The following is a 25,220-nucleotide window of genomic DNA, read 5'->3' on the forward strand; positions in this document are numbered from 1 at the left end:
CCTGACGATGTCACGACCCGGGCATCCCCACGGTCACCCCGGCCCGCCGGCGGGCCCGACTCAGCCGACGTCGGCGACCGCGCGCAGTGCCTCGGGCAGGGTGAACGCCCCGGCGTAGAGCGCCTTGCCGACGATGGCGCCCTCGACGCCGGCATCGGTGAGCCCGGCCAGTGCGACGAGATCGTCCAGGCTGGACACCCCACCGGAGGCGACCACCGGGGCCGTCGTCACCGCGCACACCTGGGCGAGCAGCTCGAGGTTCGGGCCGCGCAGGGTGCCGTCCTTGGTGACGTCGGTGACGACGTACCGGGAGCAACCCTGCTCGTCGAGCCGGCCGAGGACATCCCAGAGGTCGCCGCCGTCCTGCGTCCAGCCCCGGGCGGCGAGCGTGCTGCCGCGCACGTCCAACCCGACAGCGACCTTGTCGCCGTACTTCTCGATGATCCGTGCACACCACTCCGGCTGCTCGAGGGCCGCGGTGCCGATGTTCACCCGCGTGCACCCGGTGGCCAGCGCGGCCTCCAGGGAGGCGTCGTCACGGATGCCGCCGGACAGCTCCACCCGGACGTCCAGGGTGCGGACGACCTCGGCGAGCAGCTCGGCGTTGGACCCACGTCCGAAGGCCGCGTCCAGGTCGACCAGGTGGATCCACTCGGCGCCGTCCCGCTGCCAGGCCAACGCGGCGTCCAGCGGAGAGCCGTAGGTGGTCTCGGTGCCGGCCCGGCCCTGCACCAGCCGGACGGCTTGGCCGTCCGCGACGTCGACGGCGGGCAGGAGTTCCAGTCTGGAGTCGGTCACGGGCGACAACCCTACGGGCTCAGCCCACCCGGTCGGCGACACCCCGGACGTACGCGGCCTGGCCTGCGTGCTGCAGATCGTCGTTCAGCACGCTGACCAGCCGGACGGCCAGGGTCACCGGCGGGTCCCAGGCCTCGTCGACGACGCGGTCGAGGTCGGCGTCGGTCAGCGTGGCCAGGTAGGCGGTGGTGCGCTCGTGGACGGCGTCGAGGTAGCCCAGCAGCAGGTCCGCCGACGGTCGGACGGCAGCCACCTCGTCGGCGTCCTGGCCGTAACCGATGGCGTCGTCGTCGAACGGCAACGCGAACCGGGTCGCCCACCCGTCCGCGGTCCACACCTGCTCGTGGCCGGCCACCCCGGCGATGTGGTCGTCCTGCACCCGGGTGAGATGCCAGACCAGCCAGCCGACGGTGTTGGCCGCCGGGTCCGGCCGGTAGGTCAGCACCTCGGGCTCGACGCCGCTCAGCACGGCGTGCACGGTGGAGTGGACGCGCCCGAAGGCGTCGGTCAGCAGCTCTGCGGTGGTGGTCACGGCTCGATCCTGCACCTGCACCGCGCCGGACAGGCGTGCCGGGGCCGGTTCAGCGGTCGGGGTCGACCCGGTCCGGCAGGTCCATCACCCGCCGCCCGGTCGCGATCTCGTGGGTCTGGTCCTCCAACCACACGCGCAGCAGCAGCGCCGTCCAGGTGCGGTACGGCCGCCAACCGTCCGCGACGGCACGCAGCGCGTCCAGGCTCGGGTCCTCACCCAGGTCGTAGAGCGCGGCCATGGCGCGGTGCAGGCGCTTCTCGTGGGCCGGGAAGACATCGGGGTGCCCGGCGCCGCGGAGCAGGACGAGTTCGGCGGAGAACGGGCCGACGCCCGGCAGAGCCCGCAGATGCGTCAGGGCTTCCTCCACCGGCAGGGCGCGGAGTTCCGCGGCATCCAGCAGACCCTCGTCGGCGGCCCGACCCAGGGCCCGGAGCTGGTCGATCTTGCGGCCGGTCAGTCCGGGGAACTCCCCCAGCTCCGCGAGCCGGCCGGGCGCCGGGAAGGCCGGCAGCGTCCGGTCGCCGAAGTCCATCGTCTCGCCGAGTCGTTCGGCGATCCTGGTCCGGATCACCGCGGCCTGGGTCATCCGGATGCGCTGCCCGATGATCGCCCATGCCGCGGCCTCGTACGGACTGTGGAACTGCACCGGCCGGAGACCCGGGCGACGTCGCTGCAGCTCCCCCACCACGGGGTCGTGCTCACCGACGGCGAGGAAACCGGTGCCGTCGACGTCCAGGGCGAGGATCCGTTCGACCTGCCCGCGGACGTCCGCCGGCGACACCCCGCCCGGGTCGGCGACCACCCGGGCGATGACGTCAGCGCCGTCCTGGGTGACCCGCACCCCCACGGCCGACCCGCCGCGGTCCGCCGGGAAGGCGAGATCCAGGCGCGGCTCGTCACCACCGCCCTGGCCGGCCGGGAACTCCTCGGAGAAGCGTGCGGCGGCGCCCAGCGAGAACGGCCCGCGGGCCCGCATCCGCAGGATCACGGGGATACCGGTCACGACCGGCCCTGGAATCGTGACGGCGACGAGATCGGGTCGGGTGACGGTCACGGGGTTCCTCCGGGAGGTCGTCTGCATGTCAGGGTATTGACTTCCGACACCGTATGTCAGACTTCTGACATGATGCAAGAGCAGCTCGGCCCGGTGGAGGACGCGGTGGGGTACGTCCTCAAGGAGTCCGCGGTGGCCCTGCGGAACGCGATGGACGCCGCGCTCCGGCCGCTGCAGCTGAGCACCCCCCAGTACTCCTGCCTGGAGCTGCTCGGGCAACGGCCGGCCCAGTCCAACGCCGAGCTGGCCCGGGGCACGTTCGTCACCCGGCAGTCGATGAACGTGGTGTTGCAGGGACTGGAACGCGACGGCCTGGTCACCCGTCCCGCCACCGCCGCCCGCGGCCGCGAACTGCCGGCCGCACTCACCGATGCGGGGCGGGACCGACTGTGCGAAGCCAGTTCTGCGGTCCGCGAGGTCCAGGAGCGGATGTGCGCGGGGCTCACCGCGGAGCGGCAGCGCATCCTGCTCGAAGTTCTCCGGATGTTCCGCGACAACCTGGCCGAGCCGGCCTGATCCGAGGTGGGTCAGGCGGCGTGGGCCCGGCACCAGTAGGCCTGGGTGCTGCGGCCGACCCGGGCGACGACGAGGGTGGCGGCGGTCGTCGTCGGCCCCTTCAGCGCGGGCCGGAGCCGGACGCGCAGCGCGTCGGGGACGACCGCGGTGCCGCGCTGCTTGATCTCCAGGGTGCCGACGCCGTCCCGTCGGCACCAACCGGCCACCGTGCGTTCGGTGAACGGAGCGGTGTCCAGCACCTCGAACGCGCGGGTGCCCGGCGGCGGGGTGTTCCCCGTGAGATAGGCCAGATGCGAGTCGAGCTGCCACAGTCCGTGACGGAAGGCGTAGTGCCGCACCAGGTGTGCCCGCACGACGGCGCCGTCGGGGTCGACGATCCAGCGTCCCGGCGGGCCCACCGGGACGTCGTCCGGCTCGTCGGTGTCGATCTGCCAGCCGGGGCCGTCGCTGGTGAGCACGCTGGCCCGCCGGCGGACGGTGGCCAGTTCGACCGGCCACAGCACCGCCTCGCGCACCGCCCCGTCGAGCGAGACCACCTCGACCTCGCCGGGGCGGTCCAGCGCGTCGTAGTCGACCCCCGGCGGGAGCCGCAGCACCGGCGGCCGACCCGTCCAGGCCGCCTCCAGATCCGCCACCGGCGGAAGGGTGTCGACGGTGGTGATGCGGCGGCCGCCGCCGCGCCGGCCCGGGTCGGCGTACGGCAGCAGACCGCGGGTGGTGCGGGTGCGGGCGTCCGCACGCACCAGCAGGACACCCTCGGCCCCCGAGGTGCGGTCGAGGTTGTGCCGGGCCATGGCCAGACGGACGGGGTCCACGTCGGATCCGACCACCACCGGACTCGTGGCGGCGAGGGTGATGAGTTCCGTGCCGATCGAGCAGGTCACGTCGTGGACGGGCACGCCGGCGAGACGGTCGGCGCGGTGCCGGGCCACCGGGAGCGGGCTGGCCTGCTGCAGGGCCTCGTCGGTGAACAGCCAGTCGGCCGCGAGGTCACCGAGCTTGAGCTGCGCCCTCCGGCGCAGGCGGATCGTCTCGGCCACCGGCGCCGCACGCTCGCCGACATCACGCCGGAGCCGGGACAGATCGGCGATCAGGGTCGCGTCGGTCAGCGGCAGATCCCGTGCCCCGACCATCGCACGCTCGCCGGCCGGACCGGTCAGGAAGGCGACGTCGTCGAGCGAGAAGTCGTACGACATGGAGGATCTCGCCGGGAGCCGACGGTCGCGCCGGGATCAGCGGGCGGCGTAGGCGAAGTACCGGCCGTCCTGGCGGTCGAGTCGCAGCGTCATGCCGAAGGTCTCGGCCAACGTCTCCTCGGTGAGCGCCCGCTCGATCGGGCCGGCGGCGACCACCCGGCCCGCCTTCATCAGCATCACATGGCTGAAGTCCAGCGGGATCTCCTCGACGTGGTGGGTGACCAGGATGGTGGTCGGGCCGGACGGGTCGACGGCCAACCGGGACAGCCGGGCCAGCAGATCCTCGCGGCCCCCCAGATCGAGCCCGGCGGTGGGCTCGTCGAGCAGTAGCAACTCAGGGTCGGCCATCAACGCGCGAGCGGCGAGGGTCCGCTTGCGCTCCCCCTCCGAGAGGGTGCCGTAGGTGCGGTCACCGAGCGCGGCCACGCCCATCGCGTCCATCAGCTCCTGCGCGCGGGCGAAGTCCAGGGCGTCGTACTCCTCGCGCCACCGGCCGAGCACGCCGTACCCGGCGGAGACGACGACGTCGCGCACCTTCTCGGTGGGGTCCACCCGCGACGCCAGGGCGGCGGAGGACACCCCGATGCGGGGTCGGATCTGGTTCACGTCGACCGCGCCGAGCCGCTCGCCCAGCACGTGCACGCGGCCGGAGGTGGGGTGCAGGGCAGCCGCCGCGAGCTGGAGCAGGGTGGTCTTCCCGGCGCCGTTCGGACCCAGCACCACCCACCGCTCGTCGGCCTGCACGTCCCAGTTCACCGCGTCGAGCAGGACGGCCTCGCCGCGGCGCACGGTGGCCTGCAGCAGATGGACGACCGACTCCGGCCCGGGGACGAGGGAAGGTCGGGGAATCCGGCTGGCAGAGGTCACACCCGTCGCGGTCACGTGGGCCATTTTGCACCGGACCCCGCCGGCCGCCGCCCACGTGGGCCGACCGGGGCGTCCCTTGCTCCCGGGGTCGCTGACTCTCCGCGTACGAGGGTGCTCGCCTGATCACTGAGCGTGAGCGGGCCTCCGTGGTCGCACTGGACCGGGTGGACCATGGTCGGTCCGGCGCGCCTGGGCCACCACGATCAGGGGGGCGGGGTTCGCAGATGCCCCCGAATGGGACATGATCCGGCGATGCCGCGTCGCGTTCCCCGAGTTCAGCATGCCTACGCCGGGTCCTTCACCCCCCTGGGCGGACCCTCCGCGCCCTGGGGTGACGAGGCAGGCGCAGTGCCGGGCGCGGCCAACCCGGCGGCCGTGCGTCGCATCGGATCCAGTCCCTTCCCCGGCCGGCCGCTGCCGTTGGGGGCCACGGTGCAGGATTCCGGCACCAACTTCGCCATCCTGGCCGACCCCGATCAGCACGGCGACGGCGTGGAGCTGTGCCTGGTCGACGAGCAGGGCAACGAACGCCGGCTGGCCATGGAGGAACGCACCTACGGCATCTGGCACACCTTCGTCCCCGGCATCACCCACGGCCAGCGGTACGGCTACCGGGTCGCGGCGGGCGACCCGTCCAAGCTGCTGCTCGATCCCTACGCCCGGCGGGTGGACACCACCGACTACGACGTGGACGCCGCGTGCACGCCCGGGGTCGACACCGCCGGTCGCGCTCCGCTGGGTGTGGTCACCCGCCCGATCCGATCGGTGTCCTCCCGCCCCCGCGTGCCCTGGGGGCTCACCGTGCTCTACGAGGCGCACGTGGCCGGGTTGACGAACCTGCATCCCGACGTCCCGGAACGCCTGCGGGGCACGTTCCGCGGGGTGTGCCATCCGGCGGTGATCGACCACCTGCTGGCTCTGCAGGTCACCACCCTGGAACTGCTCCCGGTGCACGCCCATGCCACCGAGCCGGACCTGCTGGCGGCCGGCAGGGCGAACTACTGGGGCTACTCCACCCTCGGCTACTTCGCCCCGCACCCCTCGTACGCCGCCGTGCCGGGGCGCGAGCTCGAGGAGTTCGTCTGGATGGTGGACACGCTGCACGAGGCCGGAATCGAGGTCGTGCTGGACGTCGTCTACAACCACACCTGCGAGGGCGGGCCCGGGAAGACCGCGGCCCTGTCCTGGTCGGGCTTCTCACCGCGGTCCTACTACCTGCCCGACGGGCACGACATCACCGGCTGCGGACGCACCCTGGACCCGGGCTCGGTGCCGGTGACCCGGATGGTCACCGACTCCCTGCGCTACTGGGCCCAGGACCTCGGGGTGGACGGGTTCCGTTTCGACCTGGCCTCGGTGCACGGGCGGCCGCACGGCGGACCCTTCGACGCCGGCTCGGCGTTGCTCACCGCGATCGCCACCGACCCGGTGCTCTCCACCCTCAAGCTGATCGCCGAGCCGTGGGACGCCACCGGCGAGGGGTACGCGGTCGGCCGGTTCGGCACCGAGTGGTGCGAGTGGAACGACCGCTTCCGCGACAGCACCCGCGACTTCTGGCGGGGCGCGCCCGGTGTGCGCGACCTGGCCTACCGGCTCTCCGGATCCTCCGACCTGTACGGCGCCACCCGCCGACCCTGGGCCTCGATCAACTTCGTCACCGCGCACGACGGTTTCACCCTACGCGATCTGGTCTCCTACGACCACAAACACAACGAGGCGAACGGGGAGAACAACCGCGACGGGACCGACAACAACCGGTCCGGCAACAACGGCGCCGAGGGCGAGACGGACGACCCCGCCATCCAGGCCCGCCGGCTGCGCCAGGCCCGCAACCTGGCCGGCACGATGATCCTCTCCACCGGGACGCCGATGATCGTCATGGGCGACGAGATGTGGCGGACCCAGGGCGGCAACAACAACGCCTACTGCCAGGACAACGAGATCGGTTGGCTGGACTGGTCGGGCCTGGCCGGGCTGACCGACGGCGCCGGGGACACCGTCGGCGTCGAGAGCGAGGACTCGCCGCAGCCGCCGACCGCGCAGGCCAGCATGCTCGCCTTCGTGCGCCGCACCCTGCGCGTGCGGCAGGATGCCCCGGCCCTGCACCAGGGCGAGTTCTTCGAGGGTCGGGCGCCCATCGGTGGCGACGGGATCGCCGACCTGGTGTGGTTCACCGAGTCCGGCGCACAGATGAGCATGAACGACTGGTTCGACGGCTCCCGGCAGACCCTGCTGATGTGGATCGACGGCCGGGACGTCCGCGGCCATTCCGCGATGGGCGAACCGTTGATCGACCGCTCGTGGCTGCTGCTGCTGCACGCCGGGCCCGATCCGCTCACCGTCCGCCTGCCCGGCACCCCGTACGCCGACTGCTACACGCCGGTCGTCGACACCGACACCGTCGACGGCGCCCCGGCCGACACCACCCCACTCACACCGGGGGTGGAGCTGACCGTGCCGGGGCGGACCCTGTGGCTGCTGCAGGCGAACCGGGACGGGAGCGTCCCGCCGTTCGACGGGCCGGCGGTTTCCGACGCGACGGAGCCGGCCGCTCTCCCCGCCGCCGGCTGACCGGACCGGGTCACCGGGGCAGGTCGAGCAGCCAGTCCAGCGTCACCGGGACGGCCGCCAGCACCGAGATGTGACCATCGGCGGGACGCAGCCACAGTTGTGCGTCCGGGCAGCCGTCCACCAGGGCCCGTGCGTGCGACGCCGGCACCACCCGGTCGCGCTCCCCCTGCACGACCAGGACGGGCGCCCGCACGTCGCGGAGGTCGAACCCCCACGGCGCGGCGAACGCGACGTCGTCGTCGATCAGGCCGTCCGGACCGTCCTGGTCGGCCAGGCCGACATCGCGGCCGAGCTCAGCCCACGGTCCGGCCAGGGCGGCGTAGTCGGCGTCCACGAAACTGGCTTCGTCGAACTCGTCCGTCTCGGCGAACGTGGACCGGGCGGAACGCCCCTGCGCGGCCGCGACCAACCCGCCGGGCGCCACCATCCCGGCCGTCCAGTCCCGGAGGGCCTGCGGTGGGCACAGACCGGCCAGGGTCACCACGCCGGTGATCCGACCGGGGAGCAGGGCGGCGCAGGCCAGCGCGTGCGGTCCCCCACCGGAAGCTCCCATCACCGCGAACCTCCCGAGGCCCAGGCTGTCGGCGATGTGTCCCACGTCCGATGCGGCCGAGGCGACATCACGACCGGGACGCGGCGTGGACCCGCCGTACGACGGGCGGCCGTAGCTGACCAGTCGGATCCCTCGGGCCCGGGCCGCCTGCACCACGGGCTCCAGAGGCGCTCCCGTCTGCGGAGACCCGTGGTGCCAGACGACGGTGAGACCGGTGGTCGGACCGTCCGGGTCCGGCGGGACGAGATGGCAGACCAGCCTGCCTCCGTCGGGCAGGGCGACCTGGCGGGTGTCGACGTCGATCACAGCACTCCTCCCGGCCGAGGCGTGGTGGGGCCCCGGCACCCGGGGTCGACCCGGCCGGCCGGCCGGATTCATCGGTCCCCGGGGATCCGGCGGGATCCGCGGCCGGGGCGTATGCCGAGGTGCCGCGCACCCACCCGGGGGTGGATGCGCGGCACGACGGCAATGTGGGGATCAGTGGATGCGCGGGCGCCTCCGGATGGTGAGGGCGAGACCGACCAGGACGAGCAGCAGCGCGGCCGGCACGGCCCCGCCGAGACCGAACCCGGTGGAGGCCAGGGATCCCTGGGTGGTGCGGGCGATGGTCTGCTCCCCGGCGACGGCCGGGGTGCGGTTCGGGCTGGTGGTCATGGTGGTGGTCATGGCCGGGGCTGGCGCCGGGGCGGAGCGGAGGATTCCGCCGCCCAGGCCGGGTCCGCCGGTGCGGACGAGGACGGGCAGGGCCGGGGTGGTGATCTGGGGAGTGGTGATCTCGGGGTCGGTGACCTCGACGATGGGCGTGTCGGTGGGGTCGACCGGGGTCGGGTGGGTGGACTCGGTCGGGGTGGTCGGGGTGGTCGGGGTGGTCGGGGTGGTCGGGGTGCTGCAGGTGCCGTCGGCGTCGCCGGGCAGCCCGATGCCGATGCCGCAGACGGTCACCGGGACGTCGATGACCGGGGTGCCGGGGTTGCCGGGGGTGGTGCCGGCGCCGGTTCCGCCCGGCGTGGTGCAGGTGGTGTCGACATCGCCGAGGACCCCGGCGCCGATGCCGCAGACGGTCACCGGGACGGTGATGACCGAACCGCCGCCGTTGTCGGCCGGAGTGGTGCAGGTGGTGTCGGCGTCACCGAGGACGCCCGCGCCGATGCCGCAGACGGTCACCGGGACCGTGACGACCGGGGCGGTGCCGGGCGTGCCGGTTCCGGTTCCGCCGGTGGTGTCGGCGGGGGTGGTGCAGGTGGTGTCGGCGTCACCGAGAACCCCTGCGCTGATCCCACACACCGTCACCGGGACGTCGACGACCGAACCGCCGTTGTTGTCGGCCGGGGTGGTGCAGGTGGTGTCGGCGTCACCGAGGACGCCCGCGCCGATGCCGCAGACCGTCACCGGGACGGTGACGACCGGGTTGCTGCCGGAGGCGCCGGGTGTGGTGCCGGCGGGGCTGGTGCAGGTGCCGTCGGCGTCGCCCAGGACGCCCACGCCCACACCGCAGACCGTGACCGGGATGTCGACGAGCGTGCCACCGCCGTTGTCGGCGGGGGCGCTGCAGGTGCCGGTGGCGTCGTCGAGCACGCCGATCCCGATACCGCACACGGTGACCGGGACGGTCACCACTGCGGGCTCGTCGTCCGCCGCGGGGGCAGGAGCGGGTTGGGGAGCCGGTGCCGGTGCCTCGTTCTGGCCGCCGGTGAGGACGTCGATGTCCACGTCGGTCACGGTGACCGGCACGTCGACCACCGCCGGCCCATCGTCAGCAGGCGCAGGCGCATCGTCCTGACCGCCGTTCAGGACGTCGACGTCGACGTAGATCACGGTGACCGGCACGTCGATCAGCGCCGGCTCATCGGCAGCATCCTCGGGAACTGGCGCCGGTGCGGGGGCAGCGTCCTGGCCGTCGGACAGGACGTCGATGTCGACGTCGGACACGGTGACCGGCACGTCGAGCAGTGCGTCGGTGTCGTCGGCGGTACCGGGGTCGAGCACCCCGACCGAGGCATCGGCCTCGACGCCGAGCGAGGCCTGGATCAGGGCGGGGTCGTGCCCGATCGTGACGTCGGCGGACGCCGCGGCGGAGACGTCGGCGGTGAGGGTGGTGTCCGACGACGACGGTCCGGTGTCGGTGGCCGAGGCCAGGCCGGTGCCCAGGAAGAGCAGGCCGCCGGTGAGGGCGCTGAGGTGCAGGGTGCGGGTGAGGGCGGCGCGGTGTGCGCCGTGGGGGGACGAGCGGAACGAAGACATGAGGGAACTCCCGTGGAGGGTGCGGATGGGTGACACGGGGTGCCGTCCACGACACGGGGGTGTGTGGGGTGCGGAGGACAGTAAATGACCGACCGGCGTGGACCCTGCGAAAGGCGGGTCGGGGCGCGGTCGGGCTCCGGGGAGTGGGTCAGTCGGGGGAGAACGAGGGGCGGTACGCGCGGGCGGTGTCCCGCCGGTGGTCGGTGTGCGCGGCCAGCGAGGTGCCGGTCGGGGCGTGCAGGTCCGCGTCGGCGGTGACCGCCGCGGCGGACCCGGACGAGGAAGCGCCGGCGAGGCCACTGGTGGCACACCCGCCCACGGCTGCGGCGGCAGGGTCACCCCAGGGGGTCGACCGGACGGACAGATCGGCGTTCGCCACGACGGCGGGGCTCGAGGCGGCCGGCGCCACCGCGGCGCCGGCCGGTTCCGGCACGACCGGGACGTCCGGGGAGAAGGACACGGACCGGGGCGCGCCCAGGGTCAGCGCAGCGGCGGCCACGGCCTGATCGGTGGCCGGGACGACCATCGGCCCGGTACGGAACGCCACGGTGGACGCGATCGCGTCGTCGGCGGCTCCGCCCGCGAGAACAGCAGTGGCGGCACCCGGCAGACCGGCACCCGCGACCACCCCGGCGGGAACGACATCCTCGCCGACCGCAGGGGCCGACGAGAGACCCGAACCGGCCGGGGCGACGAAGGACTCCACAGCCGGGGCGACGACCTCGGTCGCGGGCTCGACCACGTCGACGACCGGGGCGACCACATCGGTGACCGGTTCGACCACCGGAACGACCACATCGGTGACCGGGGCGACCACATCGACGACCGGCTCGACCACCGGAACGACGACGTCGACGATGGGCTCGACCATCTCGGTCACGGGCGCGACGACGGGAACGACCACATCCACTGCGGGACGAACGATCTCGGCCACCGGCGCGACCACCGGTGCGGCAGTCTGCCGGACCACCGGAGCCACCTGCTCGACGACGGGCGCGACGGGGGCGAGGACCTGCTCGACGACGGGTGCGGCCTGCTGAGCCACGGGCGCCACCGGCGCGGCGGCGCGTTCGACCACCGGCGCGACCTGCGGAACGACGGGCGCGACGACTGCGGCGACCGGGTCGGTCACCGCCTCGACCACCGGCGCGGCCTGCTGCACGACCGGCGCGACAGCCTCGGCCACCGGCGCCACCCCGTCGGCGGCCAGATCTCCCAGTTCGCCGACCAGGGAGCCACCGGCGGCGGCAGCAGCGGACACACCGGCCGGAGGGGCTGCGGCGCCGGCCTGCGCGTCGGTCAGCACCGCGCCCAGCACGAGAGCGAGGAACGCCAGCCCGGAGACGACCAGGGCGCGGACCATCAGCGTCCGGAACACCGATCGAGGACCCGGGACATGCAGGGAGACAGCCGGTCCGGATGTCGTCATCGGAGCCGCCTCCCCTCTCTGAGCAGTTCGCAGAGCCGACGTGCAGGGGGCGCCGGCGAGGACCGTCCGCCCTCCGTCCACGGTACAACCGGGCTCGTGGCTCCGTCATCGCCCGTGGCGGTGGCCTCCCGAGTACGGCCGGTCACCATTCGGTGCAGAGGGGCGGACATGACCCCCGGAGGGATGACATGTGCGGTGCAGACCCATCCGACGGGCCCCTCGCGGGATGCGCCTCCCCCACCTCAGGTCACCGACGACCATCCTCGTCACCGTTCGGACCACCGCACGGACCACGCGCCGGCGCACCGGCGGAGGTCCGCTCCGGGAGCGATGATGGGGCCGCAGCCGCCGACCCCGCGGCAGCCACCCCCGTCCACCGCTGCGCGGGGTGTCGACACCACCGGGGAGGGCTCCCGCCCGACCCCCGACCGCTGACCACCGGTGATGCTGCGGCGTTCGTGATCGACGCGGCGTCCGGCGAAACCGTGACCGCCTGCGCAGTGGCCACCCTGGACCGACGTCTCCCCGGTCCCGGGTTCGCCACCGGCCTGTCCGGGAGCATGTCCTCCGTGTTCGTGGAACCGGACCACCGTGGCCGCGGACTGGCCAGGGCGGTGGTCACCGCGGCCGTGCAGTGGCTGGACGGAGCGGGCGCGGAGATCACCGACATCCACGCCACCCCGGCGGCGGAGCACCCGTACCGCTCCCTCGGCTTCGCCCGCGCCCGGTCGACACCCCTGAGGCGACCGAGGCCCTGATGGCAGCACCCAGGTGCGCGCCCGCTCCGGTCCGGCCGGCCCCCGGCGACACTCCCCGGGGCGTCCGGCCCGGCGGTTACCGTGTCCGCATGATCGTGTGCATCCCCGACCCGGCGTCCGCTCCCCTGCTCGGTGACCTCCCGGCCGAGGTCGAGGTGATCGCCTGGGACGGGTACGGCGACGAGCCGGAGAACCTGCGTCACACCCGGATCTGGGTGCCCCAGGTGGAGGACGCCGACGAGCTCCCCCGCAAGTTCGCCGCGATGCCCGAGCTCGAGGTGATCCTGCTGCTGAGCGCCGGCGTCGAGGACATGGTCGGGCACATCCCCGATGGTGTCGTCATGTGCGACGCACGGGGGGTGCACGGCAGCTCCGTGGCCGAGCTGGTGCTGGCCCTGGTGCTCGCCTCCCAGCGGCGGCTGCCGCACTTCCTGGACGCGCAACGCGAGGGCCGGTGGGACCTCGTCGAGGGCGAGGACATGCGTGACAAGCGGGTCGTGGTGGTCGGCGCCGGCGACCTCGGGGAGCAGACAGCTCGCCGGCTCCGGGCCTTCGACGCCGAGCCGGTCATGGTCGCGCACAGCGCGCGGGAAGGTGTCCACGCGACCGACGAGCTGCCCGACCTGCTGCCGGACGCCGACGTCGTCGTGCTGACCCTGCCCCTGACTCCGGGCTCGGAGGGCATGGTCGACGCCGACTTCCTGGCCCGGATGGCCGACGGTGCCCTGCTCGTGAACGTCTCCCGCGGGAAGATCGTGGACACCGACGCCCTGCTGGCCGAGCTGACCAGCGGCCGACTGCGGGCCGCGCTGGACGTGGTCGAGCCCGAGCCGCTGCCCGCCGGCCACCCGCTCTGGACTGCCCCCGGCCTGATCCTCACCCCGCACGCGGCCGGCCACATCAGCCAGGCCGGGCCCCGCGCGTTCGCCCTCGTCGGTGACCAGATCCGCCGCTACGTGGCGGGAGAAGAGCTGATCAACGTGGTCGAGGGCGAGTACTGACCCTGCCCCACCCGTCGCGGCGGTCGGCACGGGAAGAGCCTCGGGCAGCGTTCGGATGATCGTGACCGGCCGACGACCGGTCAGAGCAGGTGCGGCGCCCGGGGTCCACCCGTTCGGCCGAGCGATGAATTCCCCGGCCGCGGACGGTCGAACGGACGTACGCTCAGCCGGCAGTGGCCCCAACGACCGTGGCCGTGCCGACCTCCCGCGTTCCCCTGCGCTCGACACCCACGATTGACACGGAGCACCGCCATGTCCGACCGCGCCCTCGGCGATCCCCCCGCCGCCACCGAATCCCAACCCCTGGACCCGCGGCGGTGGATCGCCCTCGTCGTCATCGGCATCTCGCAGCTGATGGTCGTGCTGGACGCGACCATCACCAACGTCGCGATGCCCACCGCCGCAGCTGATCTCGGACTGCAGCAGTCCGACATCCAGTGGGTGATCACCTCCTACGCCCTGCCCTTCGGTGCGCTGCTGCTGCTCGGCGGCCGGATCGCCGACTACGTGGGCCGCAAGAAGGTGCTGATCCTGGCGCTGTCCGGGTTCGCCCTGGCCTCGATCATCGGCGGCATCGCCTCCGAGGCGTGGATGCTCTACGCCGGTCGCGCCCTGCAGGGCGTCTTCGCCGCGATGCTGGCCCCGGCCGCGTTGTCCCTGCTGACCGTCACCTTCACGCTCCCCAAGGAGCGGGCCAAGGCGTTCGCGGTCTTCGGTGCCATCGCCGGCGGCGGCGCGGCCATCGGCCTGCTGCTCGGCGGCTTCCTCACCGAGTACCTGTCCACCGATGCCATCTCCGGCTGGCGCTGGTGCTTCCTGGTCAACATCCCGATCGCCGTCATCGCCGCCATCATGGGCGCGCGGATCCTCAAGGAGTCCAGGACCACCGAGCGCGGGCACTACGACCTGCCCGGTGCGCTGCTCGCCACCGCCGGCCTGGCCGCGCTGGTCTGGGGCTTCACCCGGCCGATCCAGACCAACCCGGACGGCACCCAGCTCGGCTGGGGATCGATGCAGACCATCGGCTGGCTCGTCGCCGCCGTCGTCCTGCTGGCCGCGTTCGTCCTCGTCGAGCGGCGCAGCACCAACCCGCTGCTGCCCATGCGCATCGTCACCAACCGGAACCGCGCCGGGGCCTATCTCGTCGGCATGCTCGTCGGCGCCGGCATGTTCTCGGTCTTCCTGTTCCTGACGCTGTACCTGCAGGACTACAAGATGTTCAGCCCGATGGAGACCGGCTTCGCCTTCCTGCCGTTCAGCGCGGGCATCGTGGCCGGCGCCGGCGTCGGCTCCCAGCTGGTGCTCCGCATCGGCGCCCGGTACGTCATCGCCATCGGCGCGACCCTGGGCACCATCGGCCTGTTCCTGTTCTCCACGATCGACGTGCAGACCAGCTACTTCGGGCACCTCTTCCCGGCCATGCTGGTGATGGCGTTCGGCATGGGCTTCATCTTCATGTCGACGACCAACCTCGCCCTGGTCGGCATCAGCAACGACGACGCCGGCGTGGCCAGCGCGGTCTTCAACACCACGCAGCAGATCGGCGGCTCGCTCGGCACCGCCCTGCTGTCGACCGTGGCGTACTCCTCGGTGTCCTCCTTCATCGCCGCCCGCGCCACCGGCGGCGCCCCCTCCGAGGCGCTGCTGGCCCAGGCCACCGTGAACGGCTACGGCACGGCCTTCACCTGGGCCGCCTGCCTGTTCATCGCCGCCGTGGTGATCGCGCTCGTGGTCGTGAACGCCAAGAAGGACGACGTCCCGGCCCCGACCGGCGCCGCCCACATGGGCTGATCCACCCGTCCGATCGCACCGGCACGACCACCGACGACAGCACCCCCGGGATATTCCTCCCGGGGGTGCTGTCGTCGGTGGTGCGCCGTCGCCGGGTGCGGCCATCCCCGGTAGGTTGACCCGCGTGGCTGGACGCATAGGACTGAACCAGATCGAGCCCATCGTCGACTGCGGCCGGTATCCGGCCAAAGCGGTCGTGGGGGCACCGATCACCATCTCGGCCACCGTGTTCCGGGAGGGACACGACGCAGTGGCCGCCAACGTGGTGTGGACACCGCCGACCGCGGACACGGCCGACGGTGCGACCGGGACGGTGACGACAACGGGACCGCTGAACCGGATGACCCGCGAGGCGTCCTGGAGCACCCGGTACTCGACCACCGTCACCCCCGACCGGATGGGGCTGTGGACCTTCGTCGTGCAGGCCTGGAGTGACCCGCTGGCCACCTGGCGGCACGCCGTCGAGGTCAAGTCGGCCGCCGGTCAGGGTGCCGACGAGATGGCCAACGACCTGGAGACCGGCGCACTGCTGCTCGAGCAGATCCTGGCCCGCCCGGCGCAGCCCTCGGCCGGCGCCATCGGTGCGGCCCTGGCCGCGTTGCGGAACACCGACCTGTCGGTCATCGAGCGGATCGCCCCGGCCCTGTCCCCCGACGTGTGGCCGGCGCTCACCGCCGACCCCGTCCGCGAGCTGATCACCGACTCGGACCCGCTCACCGTGTGGGTGGACACCCCGCTGGCCGAGTTCGGCTCCTGGTACGAGTTCTTCCCGCGTTCGGTGGACTCCGAGATCGACGAGGAGGGCCTGCCGCTGCGGCACGGCACCCTGCGCGACTCGATCGGCATGCTCGACCGCATCGTCTCCATGGGTTTCGACGTGGTCTACCTGCCGCCGATCCACCCCATCGGCGAGGTCAACCGCAAGGGCCGCAACACCGCGCAGGAGCCCGGCGGGTCCGTGCACCCCGATCCCCGTGACGTCGGTTCCCCGTGGGCCATCGGCTCCAAGGACGGCGGGCACGACGCCGTGCACCCCGCGCTGGGCACCATCGACGACTTCGACGCGTTCGTGGCCGCCGCGAACGAACGGGGGCTGGAGATCGCCCTCGACCTCGCGCTGCAGTGCGCCCCCGACCACCCGTGGGTCGCGGCCCACCCCGAGTGGTTCACCACCCGGCCGGACGGGTCGATCGCCTACGCGGAGAACCCGCCCAAGAAGTACCAGGACATCTACCCGCTCAACTTCGACAACGACCCCGAGGGGCTCTACGCCGAGGTGCTGCGCGTCGTGCGCTTCTGGATCGACCACGGCGTGACGATCTTCCGGGTCGACAACCCGCACACCAAGCCGATCGACTTCTGGGAGTGGCTGATCGCGCAGGTGCACGCCACGCACCCGCAGGCGATCTTCCTGGCCGAGGCGTTCACCAAGCCGGCGATGATGCACGAGCTGGGCCGGTTGGGCTTCACGCAGTCGTACACGTACTTCACCTGGCGCACCGAGAAGCAGGACATCATCGACTACGCCGTCGAGCTGGTGGAGTCCGCGGACCACATGCGGCCCAACTTCTTCCCGAACACGCCGGACATCCTGCACGAGTCCCTGCAGCACGGCGGCCCGGCGATGTTCGCCATCCGCGCCGTCCTGGCCTCGACCCTGTCGCCGACTTGGGGCATGTACTCCGGCTTCGAGCTCTATGAGGGCGAGGCCGTCCGACCCGGCAGCGAGGAGTACGCCGAATCGGAGAAGTACCAGCTCAAGCCGCGGGACTACGCCGGGGCGCTGACGCGCGGCGAGTCCCTGGAGCCGATGGTCACCCGGTTGAACGCGATACGGCGAGCCCATCCGGCTCTGCAGACGCTGACCGGGCTGTGGTTCCACGGCATCAGCAACGACAACCTGCTCTGCTACTCCCGCCGCGACCCGGCCACCGGGGACACGGTCATCGTCGTGGTCACGCTGGACTCCCACGAGCAGCAGTGGGGTCAGACCGAGCTGAACATGCCGGAGCTCGGCCTGGGCTGGGACGACGTCGTCGAGGTGTTCGACGAGCTGTCCGGCGAGACCTACCGGTGGGGCAGTCGGAACACCGTCGGGCTGGACCCGCGCTGGCGCACCGCCCACATCCTCACCGTCCGACGCTGACCCACCGGCGAACGCCGACCCACCGTTCGACGACGAACGATCTCCCCCGGTCCGACCGGGCCGACGACAACCGTCCCGGCCCGGTCGTGCCCGGCCTCCACAGGACCACCAGGAAGGACCGCCCCGTATGACCCAGCTCGCCGGGCAGCACCACACGCAGGCGGACGAACCCGACGCCAGCAGCTTCGCCCACGCCAGGCCCGTCGCGGGCGACAAGGAGTGGTACAAGCGCGCCGTGTTCTACGAGGTCCTCGTCCGGGCCTTCGCCGACTCCAACGGCGACGGCACCGGTGACCTCCGCGGCCTCATCGACAAGCTCGACTACCTCAAGTGGCTCGGCGTCGACTGCCTCTGGCTGCCGCCGTTCTACGAGTCGCCCCTGCGCGACGGCGGCTACGACATCGCCGACTACCGCAAGGTGCTGCCGGAGTTCGGCACCGTCGAGGACTTCGTCGCCCTGCTCGACGCCGCCCACTCCCGCGGCATCCGGGTCATCACCGACCTGGTCATGAACCACACCAGTGATGCCCACCCCTGGTTCCAGGAGTCCCGACGGCATCCCGACGGTCCCTACGGCGACTTCTACGTCTGGCGCGACGACGACACCGGCTACCCCGACGCCCGGGTCATCTTCGTCGACACCGAGCCGAGCAACTGGACCTTCGACTCCGTGCGCAAGCAGTACTTCTGGCACCGCTTCTTCTCCCACCAGCCCGACCTGAACTTCGAGCACCCGGCCGTCGGCGAGGCGATGATCGACACGCTGCGCTTCTGGTTGGACCTCGGACTGGACGGGTTCCGGCTCGACGCCGTGCCCTACCTGTTCGAGGAGGAGGGCACCAACGGCGAGAACCTCCCCAAGACGCACGAGTTCCTCAAGCGGTGCCGGGCGGTGATCGACCAGGAGTACCCGCACGCCGTCATGCTGGCCGAGGCCAACCAGTGGCCCGCCGACGTCGTCGAGTACTTCGGCGACCCGGCCGTCGGTGGCGACGAGGCGCACATGTGCTTCCACTTCCCGCTCATGCCGCGCATCTTCATGGCCGCCCGCCGCGAGTCCCGCTTCCCCATCTCGGAGATCCTGGCCCAGACCCCGGCCATCCCGGAGAGCGCCCAATGGGGCATCTTCCTGCGGAACCACGACGAGCTGACCCTGGAGATGGTCAGCGACGAGGACCGCGACTACATGTGGGCGGAGTACGCCAAGGACCCGCGGATGAAGGCCAACATCGGCATCCGCCGCCGGCTGGCCCCGCTGCTGGACGGCGACCGCAACCAGATCGAGCTGTTCACCGCGATGCTGCTCAGCCTGCCCGGCTCCCCCGTCCTGTACTACGGGGACGAGATCGGCATGGGTGACAACATCTGGCTCGGTGACCGTGACGGGGTCCGTACCCCGATGCAGTGGTCGCCCGACCGCAACGCCGGCTTCTCGCGCTGCGACCCGGCCCGGCTCTACCTGCCGGCCGTCATGGACCCGATCTACGGATTCCAGACGGTCAACGTCGAGGCGCAGATGAACTCCACCGCCTCGCTGCTGCACTGGACCCGCCGGATGATCGAGATCCGTCGGAACTACGCGGCCTTCGCGGTCGGTTCGTTCACCGATCTGGGCGGCTCGAACCCGACGGTGCTGTCCTACGTCCGCCACTTCGACGGCGGTCCGGCCGTGCTCGACGAGAACGGCGCCGAGGTCACCCCGGCCGAGGAGGCGCACACCGTGCTGTGCGTCAACAACCTGTCGCGCTTCCCCCAGCCGGTCGAACTCGACCTGCGCGCCTACCCGGGCGCGGTGCCGGTCGAGCTGACCGGTGGCACCCCGTTCCCCGCGATCGGCGACCTGCCCTACCTGCTCACGCTGCCGGGCCACGGCTTCTACTGGTTCGACATCACCACCCCGACGGAAGGACCCCGATGAGCAGCCCGAGGAGCGAGGACACCGCCGCCCCCGGCGGCACCACGCCCGTGGGCGCCACCGACGCCGAGTTGGCCGCTCTGCTGACCGGTTGGCTGCCCACCCAGCGCTGGTTCTCCGGCAAGGGCGAGACCCTGACCGGGGTCGGGCTGCAGGCGCGCAACGTGCTGGCCCGCGCACTGCCCTCCGCCACCGGCGGACCGCTGGACGTGGAGCAGGTGCTGATCGAGGTGGACACCGCCCACGGCGCGCTGCGCTACCAGCTGTGGGTGGGCTGGCACAGCGCGGACGGCCCCGAGGCGCACCTGGCCGCCGTCATCGGCGAGGCGGGTGGTCTGCAGGCGGTGGACGCCCTGCACAACCCGGCCGTGACCTCCCTGGTGCTGCAGCACATCGCCCAGGGCACCGACCTCGGACCCCTGCGCTGCCGGCCCGAACCCGACGCCGAGATCGACGTCGAGGCCAACGGTTTCGTCATCGGGGCCGAGCAGTCCAACACCTCGGTGGTCTTCGGCAACTCGGCCATCCTCAAGGTGTTCCGCCGCCTGGAACCGGGCAGCAACCCCGACGCCGAGGTGCACCGCGCGCTGCACCGCGCCGGGTCCACGCACGTGGCCGTGCCCCTCGGGGAGATCACCGGCCCGCTCGACGGCCAGGACACCACGATGGGTCTGCTGACCCGCTTCTACGCCAACAGCGCCGAGGGCTGGTCGATGGCGGTGTCCTCCGTCCGCGATCTCATGGCCGAGGGTGACCTGCGGGCCGACGAGGTCGGCGGCGACCTGGCCGCCGAGTCCTACCGGCTGGGCGAGGCGGTCGCCGCCGTGCACGCCGACCTGGCCGGCGCGTTCGGGACGCAGACCGCGGACAACGCCGAGCTGCGCCGGACGCTGGACACGATGGCCGGCGAGGCCCGCCGCGCCGCCGAACAGGCGCCGTCGCTCGCGCCGCTGCTGCCGGGCATCCTCGACGTCTTCGCCCTGGCCGGCGAGCACGCCGCCGGGATGAATCTGCAGCGCATCCACGGCGATCTGCACCTGGGCCAGACGCTGCGGACGCTGACCGGATGGTTGATCATCGACTTCGAGGGCGAGCCCTCGAAGTCCCTGGAGCACCGCCGCGCCCTGCACAGCCCGCTCAAGGACGTGGCCGGCATGCTCCGGTCGTACGACTACGCGGGCCACCAGCCGTTGGTCGGGGCCCGACCGGACGCCCAGCACGCCTACCGGGCGGCCGAGTGGACCGCCCGCAACAGCACGGCGTTCTGCGACGGCTACACCGCCGTCCTGGGGTACGACCCGCGTCAGGCGGGGGCGGTCCTGCGGGCCTTCGAACTGGAGAAGGCCGTCTACGAGGTCGTCTACGAGCACGGTCATCGGCCGAGCTGGGAAGCCATTCCACTCCAGGCGGTCAACCGCCTGGTTCACGCCGGAGGAAAATCATGACCGACACCCCCCATCTCGGCCCGGACGGCACCGCCGTTCCGGCCACCCCGGCCCGCAAGCCCCGCGCCTCCCGCGCCAAGGCCGCCCCGGCGGTCGACGGGGCGGCGGCCGAACCGGCCGCCGCGCCCAAGCCGCGCGCCCCCCGCGCCCGCAAGGCCGCCGTGGCCGACCCGGCGGCCCCGTCCGACGGCTCCGGCCCGGTCGACACCGACGGGACCGGCACCGAAACAGCGGCCCCGGCCGCCAAGCCGCGGGCCACCCGGGCTCGCAAGCCCGCCGCCGCAGCGGGTGGCGACACCTCGGCTCCGGCAGCCGCCGGCGACGCTCCCGCCGCGCCGGCCCGCAAGCCGCGGGTCAGCCGGGCCAAGAAGGTGCTGGCCGCCGTCGGTGAGGCGGTCGAGCACGCCGCCGAGGCGGTCGGCGACGCCGTCGAGCACGCGGCCGAGGTCGTCGTCGACGCGGTGACCCCCGACAAGCCGGCCGACAAGCCCGCCAAGGCCCCGGCGAAGCCGCGGGCCAGCCGGGCCAAGAAGCCGCCGGTGACCGACGAGCAGCCCACGCCGGAGACCATCACCCCGATCGCCGGGACCGGCGCGGGAACCCGGACGGAGGCCTCCACCGACTCCCCCGTGGCCGAGACCTCCCCCGAGGCCCCGGACGCATCGGTCAACCCGGACGCATCGGACGCCGAGGTCACCCCGACCGACGCGGAGCTGGCCACCGAGCCGGCGACCGACCCCGTGCACGCAGCCGCCCAGGCCCCGGCCGCGGTGTCCACGGGCGAGGTCGCCACCCCGCTCGCGGAGAGCAACCTGCCCGAGGACCACGGGCAGGCGGGCGGGGTGACCGCCGTCGCCGGCGGCGACGAGGAACCGGCGAACGAACCGCCGGCCGACTGGGCGCCGTCCACCGACGACTACGAGAAGGTCCTGGGCGGCGAGACCCACGACCCGCACGGCCTGCTCGGCGCGCACCCGCAGGCCGACGGCTCCACCGTCGTCCGCACCCTGCGCCACCACGCCACCGAGGTCGTCCTGCTGACCGACGGTCAGGAGATCCCGTTCGAGCACACCCATGGCGGCATCTTCAGCGTCACGGTGCCCGGCGCGGTCGGTGACTACCGGATCCGGGTCAGCTACCCGCAGGACGGCCCGTTCGAGGTCGACGACCCGTACCGCTGGCTGCCGACCCTCGGCGAGATCGACATCTACCTGATCGGCGAGGGCCGGCACGAACAGCTGTGGGACGTGCTCGGCTCGCACGTCCGGTCGTACGAGACCCCCGGCGGGACCGTCACCGGCACCTCGTTCGCCGTCTGGGCCCCCAACGCCCGCGGCGTCCGCGTCACCGGCGACTTCGAGGGCTGGTCGGGTGCCGGCTTCCCGATGCGCTCCCTCGGGTCCTCCGGCGTGTGGGAGCTCTTCGTCCCCGGTATCGGTGACGGCACGCTCTACAAGTACCGGATCCTGGGCCAGGACGGCATCTGGCGGGAGAAGGCCGACCCGATGGCCTTCGCCGCGCAGCAGCCCCCGGCCACCGCGTCCGTCGTCACCACGACGTCCTACACCTGGTCGGACGAGCAGTGGCTGTCCACCCGGGCCGAGACCGACCAGCTCAGCTCCCCGCTGTCGGTCTACGAGGTGCACTTCGGCTCCTGGCGGGAGGGCCTGACGTACCGCAACGCGGCGGACAGCCTGATCGCCTACCTCGACGAGACCGGCTTCACCCACGTCGAGTTCCTGCCGCTGGCCGGTCACCCCTACGCCCCGTCCTGGGGCTACCAGGTGACGTCGTACTACGCGCCGGACGCCCGGTTCGGCTCGCCGGACGATTTCCGGTACCTGGTCGACCGGCTGCACCAGGCCGGCTACGGCGTGATCATGGACTGGGTGCCGGCGCACTTCCCCAAGGACGAGTGGGCGCTGGCCAAGTTCGACGGCTCCGCGCTGTACGAGCACCCGGATCCGCGGCGCGGCGAGCAGCCCGACTGGGGCACCCTGGTGTTCGACTTCGGTCGCACCGAGGTGCGGAACTTCCTCGTCGCGAACGCCCTGTACTGGCTGGAGGAGTTCCACATCGACGGCCTGCGGGTCGACGCCGTGGCCTCCATGCTCTACCTGGACTACTCGCGCGAGCCGGGCCAGTGGCTGCCGAACGCCTACGGCGGCAACGAGAACCTGGACGCGGTGGCCTTCCTGCAGGAGACCAACGCGACCGTGGGCAAGCGCGTCCCGGGCGCGCTGATGATCGCCGAGGAGTCCACCGCCTGGCCGGGCGTCACCCGCCCCACGCACCTGGGCGGTCTCGGGTTCCACCTGAAGTGGAACATGGGCTGGATGCACGACAGCCTCGGCTACGTGAGCCGCGACCCGATCTACCGCAGTTGGCACCACAACGAGATGACGTTCTCGTTCATGTACGCCTTCAGCGAGCAGTACGTCCTGCCCATCAGCCACGACGAGGTCGTCCACGGCAAGGGCTCGCTCTGGTCCAAGATCCCGGGTGACGAGTGGCAGAAGGCGGCCACCCTCCGCACGTTCCTGGCGCACCAGTGGGCCCACCCGGGCAAGCAGCTGCTGTTCATGGGCCAGGAGCTGGGCAACCCGTGGGAGTGGAACGAGGACGTGCAGGTGCCGTGGCAGCTGCGCGACTACCCGCTCCACGAGGGCGTCCGGCAGCTCGTCGGCGACCTCAACCGGGTGTACACCGCCAGCCCGGCGCTGTACTCGCAGGACTTCACCCCGGACGGGTTCACCTGGATCGACGCCAACGACCGCGAGGGCAACGTGCTGGCCTACCTGCGGTGGGGCTCGGACGGGTCCGTGGTGGCCTGCGTGCTGAACTTCGCACCGATGCCGCACAGCGGCTACCGGATCGGTCTGCCGTTCTCCGGGGTCTGGCGCGAGGCCATCAACACCGACTCCGAGCTGTACGGCGGGTCGGGTGCGGGCAACATGGGCGCCGTCATGGCGTCGAACAACCCCTCGCACGGGCAGCCGGCCTCGGCCACGCTGACCATCCCGCCGCTGGGGGCGCTGTGGCTGGTGCCGGAGTCGTCCAGCCAGTGAGGTCGTGAGTGACCCGGTCTCTCCCTGACGTGAGGTCGGGGGTCAGGGCGTCGAGCCGTCGGCTCGGCGCCCTGACCGCTCCCGGTGGCCGGGCGGTCAGCGGTCGGACGGCCCGGGGGCGCCTGCGGCCGGGGATCCGGCTGCTCGTCGGCGTGCTGTCGGTGGGTGTGGCCCTGTCCGGATGTGCCGCCGGGCCGGCGCCGGTCGCTGCGGAACGCATCGACCCGGTGACGGTGACGGACGTGCCGTTCCTGCGGGTCGACGGATCGGGCACGTCCGCACCGTCCCCGGCGGACCGGTCCGTCGACGAGACCACGGCCCTGGCGGTTCTCGCCGACCTCGACGACTTCGCGACCGGACTCCCCGACGGCCCCGGCGACGACGTCCTCTCCGGGGGGTACGCGGCCGTGGACCCCGCCCCCACCGACGGGTCGGTGCTGTGCGTCGGGCGAGCCGCCGACCTGGTGGGGACCGCGTTCTTCTGCCCCGAGCAGGACGCGATCGTCGCCGACTCCGCCGGTCTGATCCCCGTGCTGCGCGGCCACTACGGGGACGCCGCCCTGGCGGTCGCGCTGGCCCACGAGTACGGGCACGCGGTGCAGGCCCGGGGCGGCTGGACCGGACCCGACGATCCCGCCCTGCTCGTCGAGCTCCAGGCCGACTGCTTCGCCGGTGCCTTCCTGGGCCGGGCCACCGCGGGCGCGACCGAGCGCGTGCACATCCCCGCCGGGTCCGACCTCCGCGCGATCGCGCCGCTGCTCGACTTCCGGGACGCCCCGGGCTCGGACCCGCGGGCCGGGGCCGCCCACGGCTCGGCCGTCGACCGGTTCCGGGCCCTGGACACCGGAGTGCGGGCCGGGGTGCCGGCCTGCCGCGCGATGACCGGCGAGCAGGTGCTCGCGTCGACCACCCTGGGCATGCCCGACGGCGGTGCGACCGCGAGCGACCCGGTCGAAGGGGACCCGTCCGACAGCTCCGCTCCCGGGGGCGGCGACGGTCCCGACATGGCCACAGTGTTGGCCGCGGCCGGGCTGATCCCACCCGTCACCGACCCGACGACCGCTGCCGACCTGGACGGGGTGGATGCGCTGGGACCGGTGGCCCGGCAGGCGGCGACCGCCCTGGCCCAGGCCGACGCGGCGACCGGTGACGACGCCTCGCGGGCTACGTGCCTGCTGGGCGCCTGGGCCGGCGAGCCCTCCCGCCGGCACGCGGCCGATCAGGCGATCGACTACCTGCGCGGCCGCCCGGACGCCACTTACGCGCAGCTGCAGGCGTTCTCGAGCGGACTGGACGGCGGGGCAGCCGGTTGCGGCTGATCGCCCACCGCCGACGGAGA

The 25,220-nt window shown here is 72.8% G+C and carries 18 protein-coding genes; 10 read left to right on the forward strand and 8 right to left on the reverse strand.

The features are described from left to right. Positions 1 to 60: 60 nt before the first annotated feature. From priA to J2S58_RS03455, 3 genes are read right to left on the reverse strand one after another with little or no spacing between them, the layout of a single operon-like run. Entirely contained in the window at positions 61 to 798 is a 738-nt protein-coding gene (gene priA, locus J2S58_RS03445; RefSeq protein ID WP_306826338.1) for a bifunctional 1-(5-phosphoribosyl)-5-((5-phosphoribosylamino)methylideneamino)imidazole-4-carboxamide isomerase/phosphoribosylanthranilate isomerase PriA, read from the reverse strand. Positions 799 to 817: 19 nt separating this feature from the next. Beyond that, positions 818 to 1,330, reverse strand: coding sequence for a mycothiol transferase (locus J2S58_RS03450; protein ID WP_205256278.1), 513 nt, complete (start codon positions 1,328 to 1,330; stop codon positions 818 to 820). 49 nt (positions 1,331 to 1,379) lie between these two features. After that, complete coding sequence (locus tag J2S58_RS03455) at positions 1,380 to 2,306, reverse strand: DNA-3-methyladenine glycosylase family protein (RefSeq protein WP_344470265.1); 927 nt, start codon at positions 2,304 to 2,306, stop codon at positions 1,380 to 1,382. A gap of 147 nt (positions 2,307 to 2,453) precedes the next feature. Here J2S58_RS03455 and J2S58_RS03460 point away from each other — a divergent pair, with 147 nt between their 5' ends. Then, the gene (locus J2S58_RS03460) at positions 2,454 to 2,900 is read left to right on the forward strand and encodes a MarR family winged helix-turn-helix transcriptional regulator (protein ID WP_205256276.1); all 447 of its coding nucleotides are present in this window, start codon (positions 2,454 to 2,456) and stop codon (positions 2,898 to 2,900) included. Positions 2,901 to 2,911: 11 nt separating this feature from the next. On the opposite strand, the gene J2S58_RS03465 is transcribed toward J2S58_RS03460, so the two are convergent. Further along, on the reverse strand, positions 2,912 to 4,096 hold the full coding sequence (locus J2S58_RS03465) for a class I SAM-dependent methyltransferase (protein WP_205256275.1): 1,185 nt from the start codon (positions 4,094 to 4,096) through the stop codon (positions 2,912 to 2,914). Positions 4,097 to 4,132: 36 nt separating this feature from the next. Next, a complete protein-coding gene (locus J2S58_RS03470) occupies positions 4,133 to 4,963 on the reverse strand; it encodes an ABC transporter ATP-binding protein (RefSeq protein ID WP_306826340.1) in 831 nt (276 codons plus the stop codon). 252 nt (positions 4,964 to 5,215) lie between these two features. Here J2S58_RS03470 and glgX point away from each other — a divergent pair, with 252 nt between their 5' ends. After that, the gene (gene glgX / locus J2S58_RS03475; RefSeq protein WP_205256273.1) at positions 5,216 to 7,534 is read left to right on the forward strand and encodes a glycogen debranching protein GlgX; all 2,319 of its coding nucleotides are present in this window, start codon (positions 5,216 to 5,218) and stop codon (positions 7,532 to 7,534) included. Positions 7,535 to 7,544: 10 nt separating this feature from the next. Here glgX and J2S58_RS03480 read toward each other — a convergent pair whose 3' ends face one another. The 3 genes from J2S58_RS03480 to J2S58_RS03490 form a co-directional block, all read right to left on the reverse strand. Beyond that, complete coding sequence (locus J2S58_RS03480) at positions 7,545 to 8,393, reverse strand: alpha/beta fold hydrolase (RefSeq protein WP_205256272.1); 849 nt, start codon at positions 8,391 to 8,393, stop codon at positions 7,545 to 7,547. Positions 8,394 to 8,564: 171 nt separating this feature from the next. Then, positions 8,565 to 10,328, reverse strand: a complete 1,764-nt coding sequence (locus J2S58_RS03485; protein ID WP_205256271.1) for a hypothetical protein — start codon at positions 10,326 to 10,328, stop codon at positions 8,565 to 8,567. A 148-nt stretch (positions 10,329 to 10,476) separates the two neighbouring features. Further along, complete coding sequence (locus J2S58_RS03490; protein WP_306826341.1) at positions 10,477 to 11,757, reverse strand: hypothetical protein; 1,281 nt, start codon at positions 11,755 to 11,757, stop codon at positions 10,477 to 10,479. A gap of 188 nt (positions 11,758 to 11,945) precedes the next feature. Between J2S58_RS03490 and J2S58_RS03495 the strand changes: the two genes are divergently transcribed. The 8 genes from J2S58_RS03495 (at position 11,946) to J2S58_RS03530 (ending at position 25,200) form a co-directional block, all read left to right on the forward strand. Further along, on the forward strand, positions 11,946 to 12,515 hold the full coding sequence (locus tag J2S58_RS03495; protein ID WP_240188682.1) for a GNAT family N-acetyltransferase: 570 nt from the start codon (positions 11,946 to 11,948) through the stop codon (positions 12,513 to 12,515). Positions 12,516 to 12,604: 89 nt separating this feature from the next. Next, entirely contained in the window at positions 12,605 to 13,516 is a 912-nt protein-coding gene (locus J2S58_RS03500; protein WP_205256268.1) for a 2-hydroxyacid dehydrogenase, read from the forward strand. Between the two features lie 252 nt (positions 13,517 to 13,768). Further along, positions 13,769 to 15,307 carry an MFS transporter gene (locus tag J2S58_RS03505; RefSeq protein ID WP_205256267.1) on the forward strand — a complete coding sequence of 513 codons (1,539 nt, stop codon included), beginning with the start codon at positions 13,769 to 13,771 and terminating at the stop codon, positions 15,305 to 15,307. Positions 15,308 to 15,431: 124 nt separating this feature from the next. Next, positions 15,432 to 17,453: an alpha-1,4-glucan--maltose-1-phosphate maltosyltransferase gene (locus J2S58_RS03510; RefSeq protein WP_205256266.1), complete on the forward strand. Its 2,022-nt coding sequence runs from the start codon at positions 15,432 to 15,434 to the stop codon at positions 17,451 to 17,453. A 127-nt stretch (positions 17,454 to 17,580) separates the two neighbouring features. Next, entirely contained in the window at positions 17,581 to 19,371 is a 1,791-nt protein-coding gene (treS, locus tag J2S58_RS03515; RefSeq protein WP_205256265.1) for a maltose alpha-D-glucosyltransferase, read from the forward strand. After that, complete coding sequence (locus tag J2S58_RS03520; protein ID WP_205256264.1) at positions 19,368 to 20,813, forward strand: maltokinase N-terminal cap-like domain-containing protein; 1,446 nt, start codon at positions 19,368 to 19,370, stop codon at positions 20,811 to 20,813. Before treS ends, J2S58_RS03520 begins: the two co-directional genes overlap by 4 nt. Before the next feature lie 842 nt (positions 20,814 to 21,655). After that, the gene (gene glgB / locus J2S58_RS03525) at positions 21,656 to 23,881 is read left to right on the forward strand and encodes a 1,4-alpha-glucan branching protein GlgB (protein WP_344470267.1); all 2,226 of its coding nucleotides are present in this window, start codon (positions 21,656 to 21,658) and stop codon (positions 23,879 to 23,881) included. A 29-nt stretch (positions 23,882 to 23,910) separates the two neighbouring features. Next, positions 23,911 to 25,200: a neutral zinc metallopeptidase gene (locus J2S58_RS03530; protein ID WP_205256263.1), complete on the forward strand. Its 1,290-nt coding sequence runs from the start codon at positions 23,911 to 23,913 to the stop codon at positions 25,198 to 25,200. Positions 25,201 to 25,220: the final 20 nt, after the last annotated feature.

It is taken from the genome of Nakamurella flavida (assembly GCF_030811475.1).
Lineage (GTDB): Bacteria > Actinomycetota > Actinomycetes > Mycobacteriales > Nakamurellaceae > Nakamurella > Nakamurella flavida.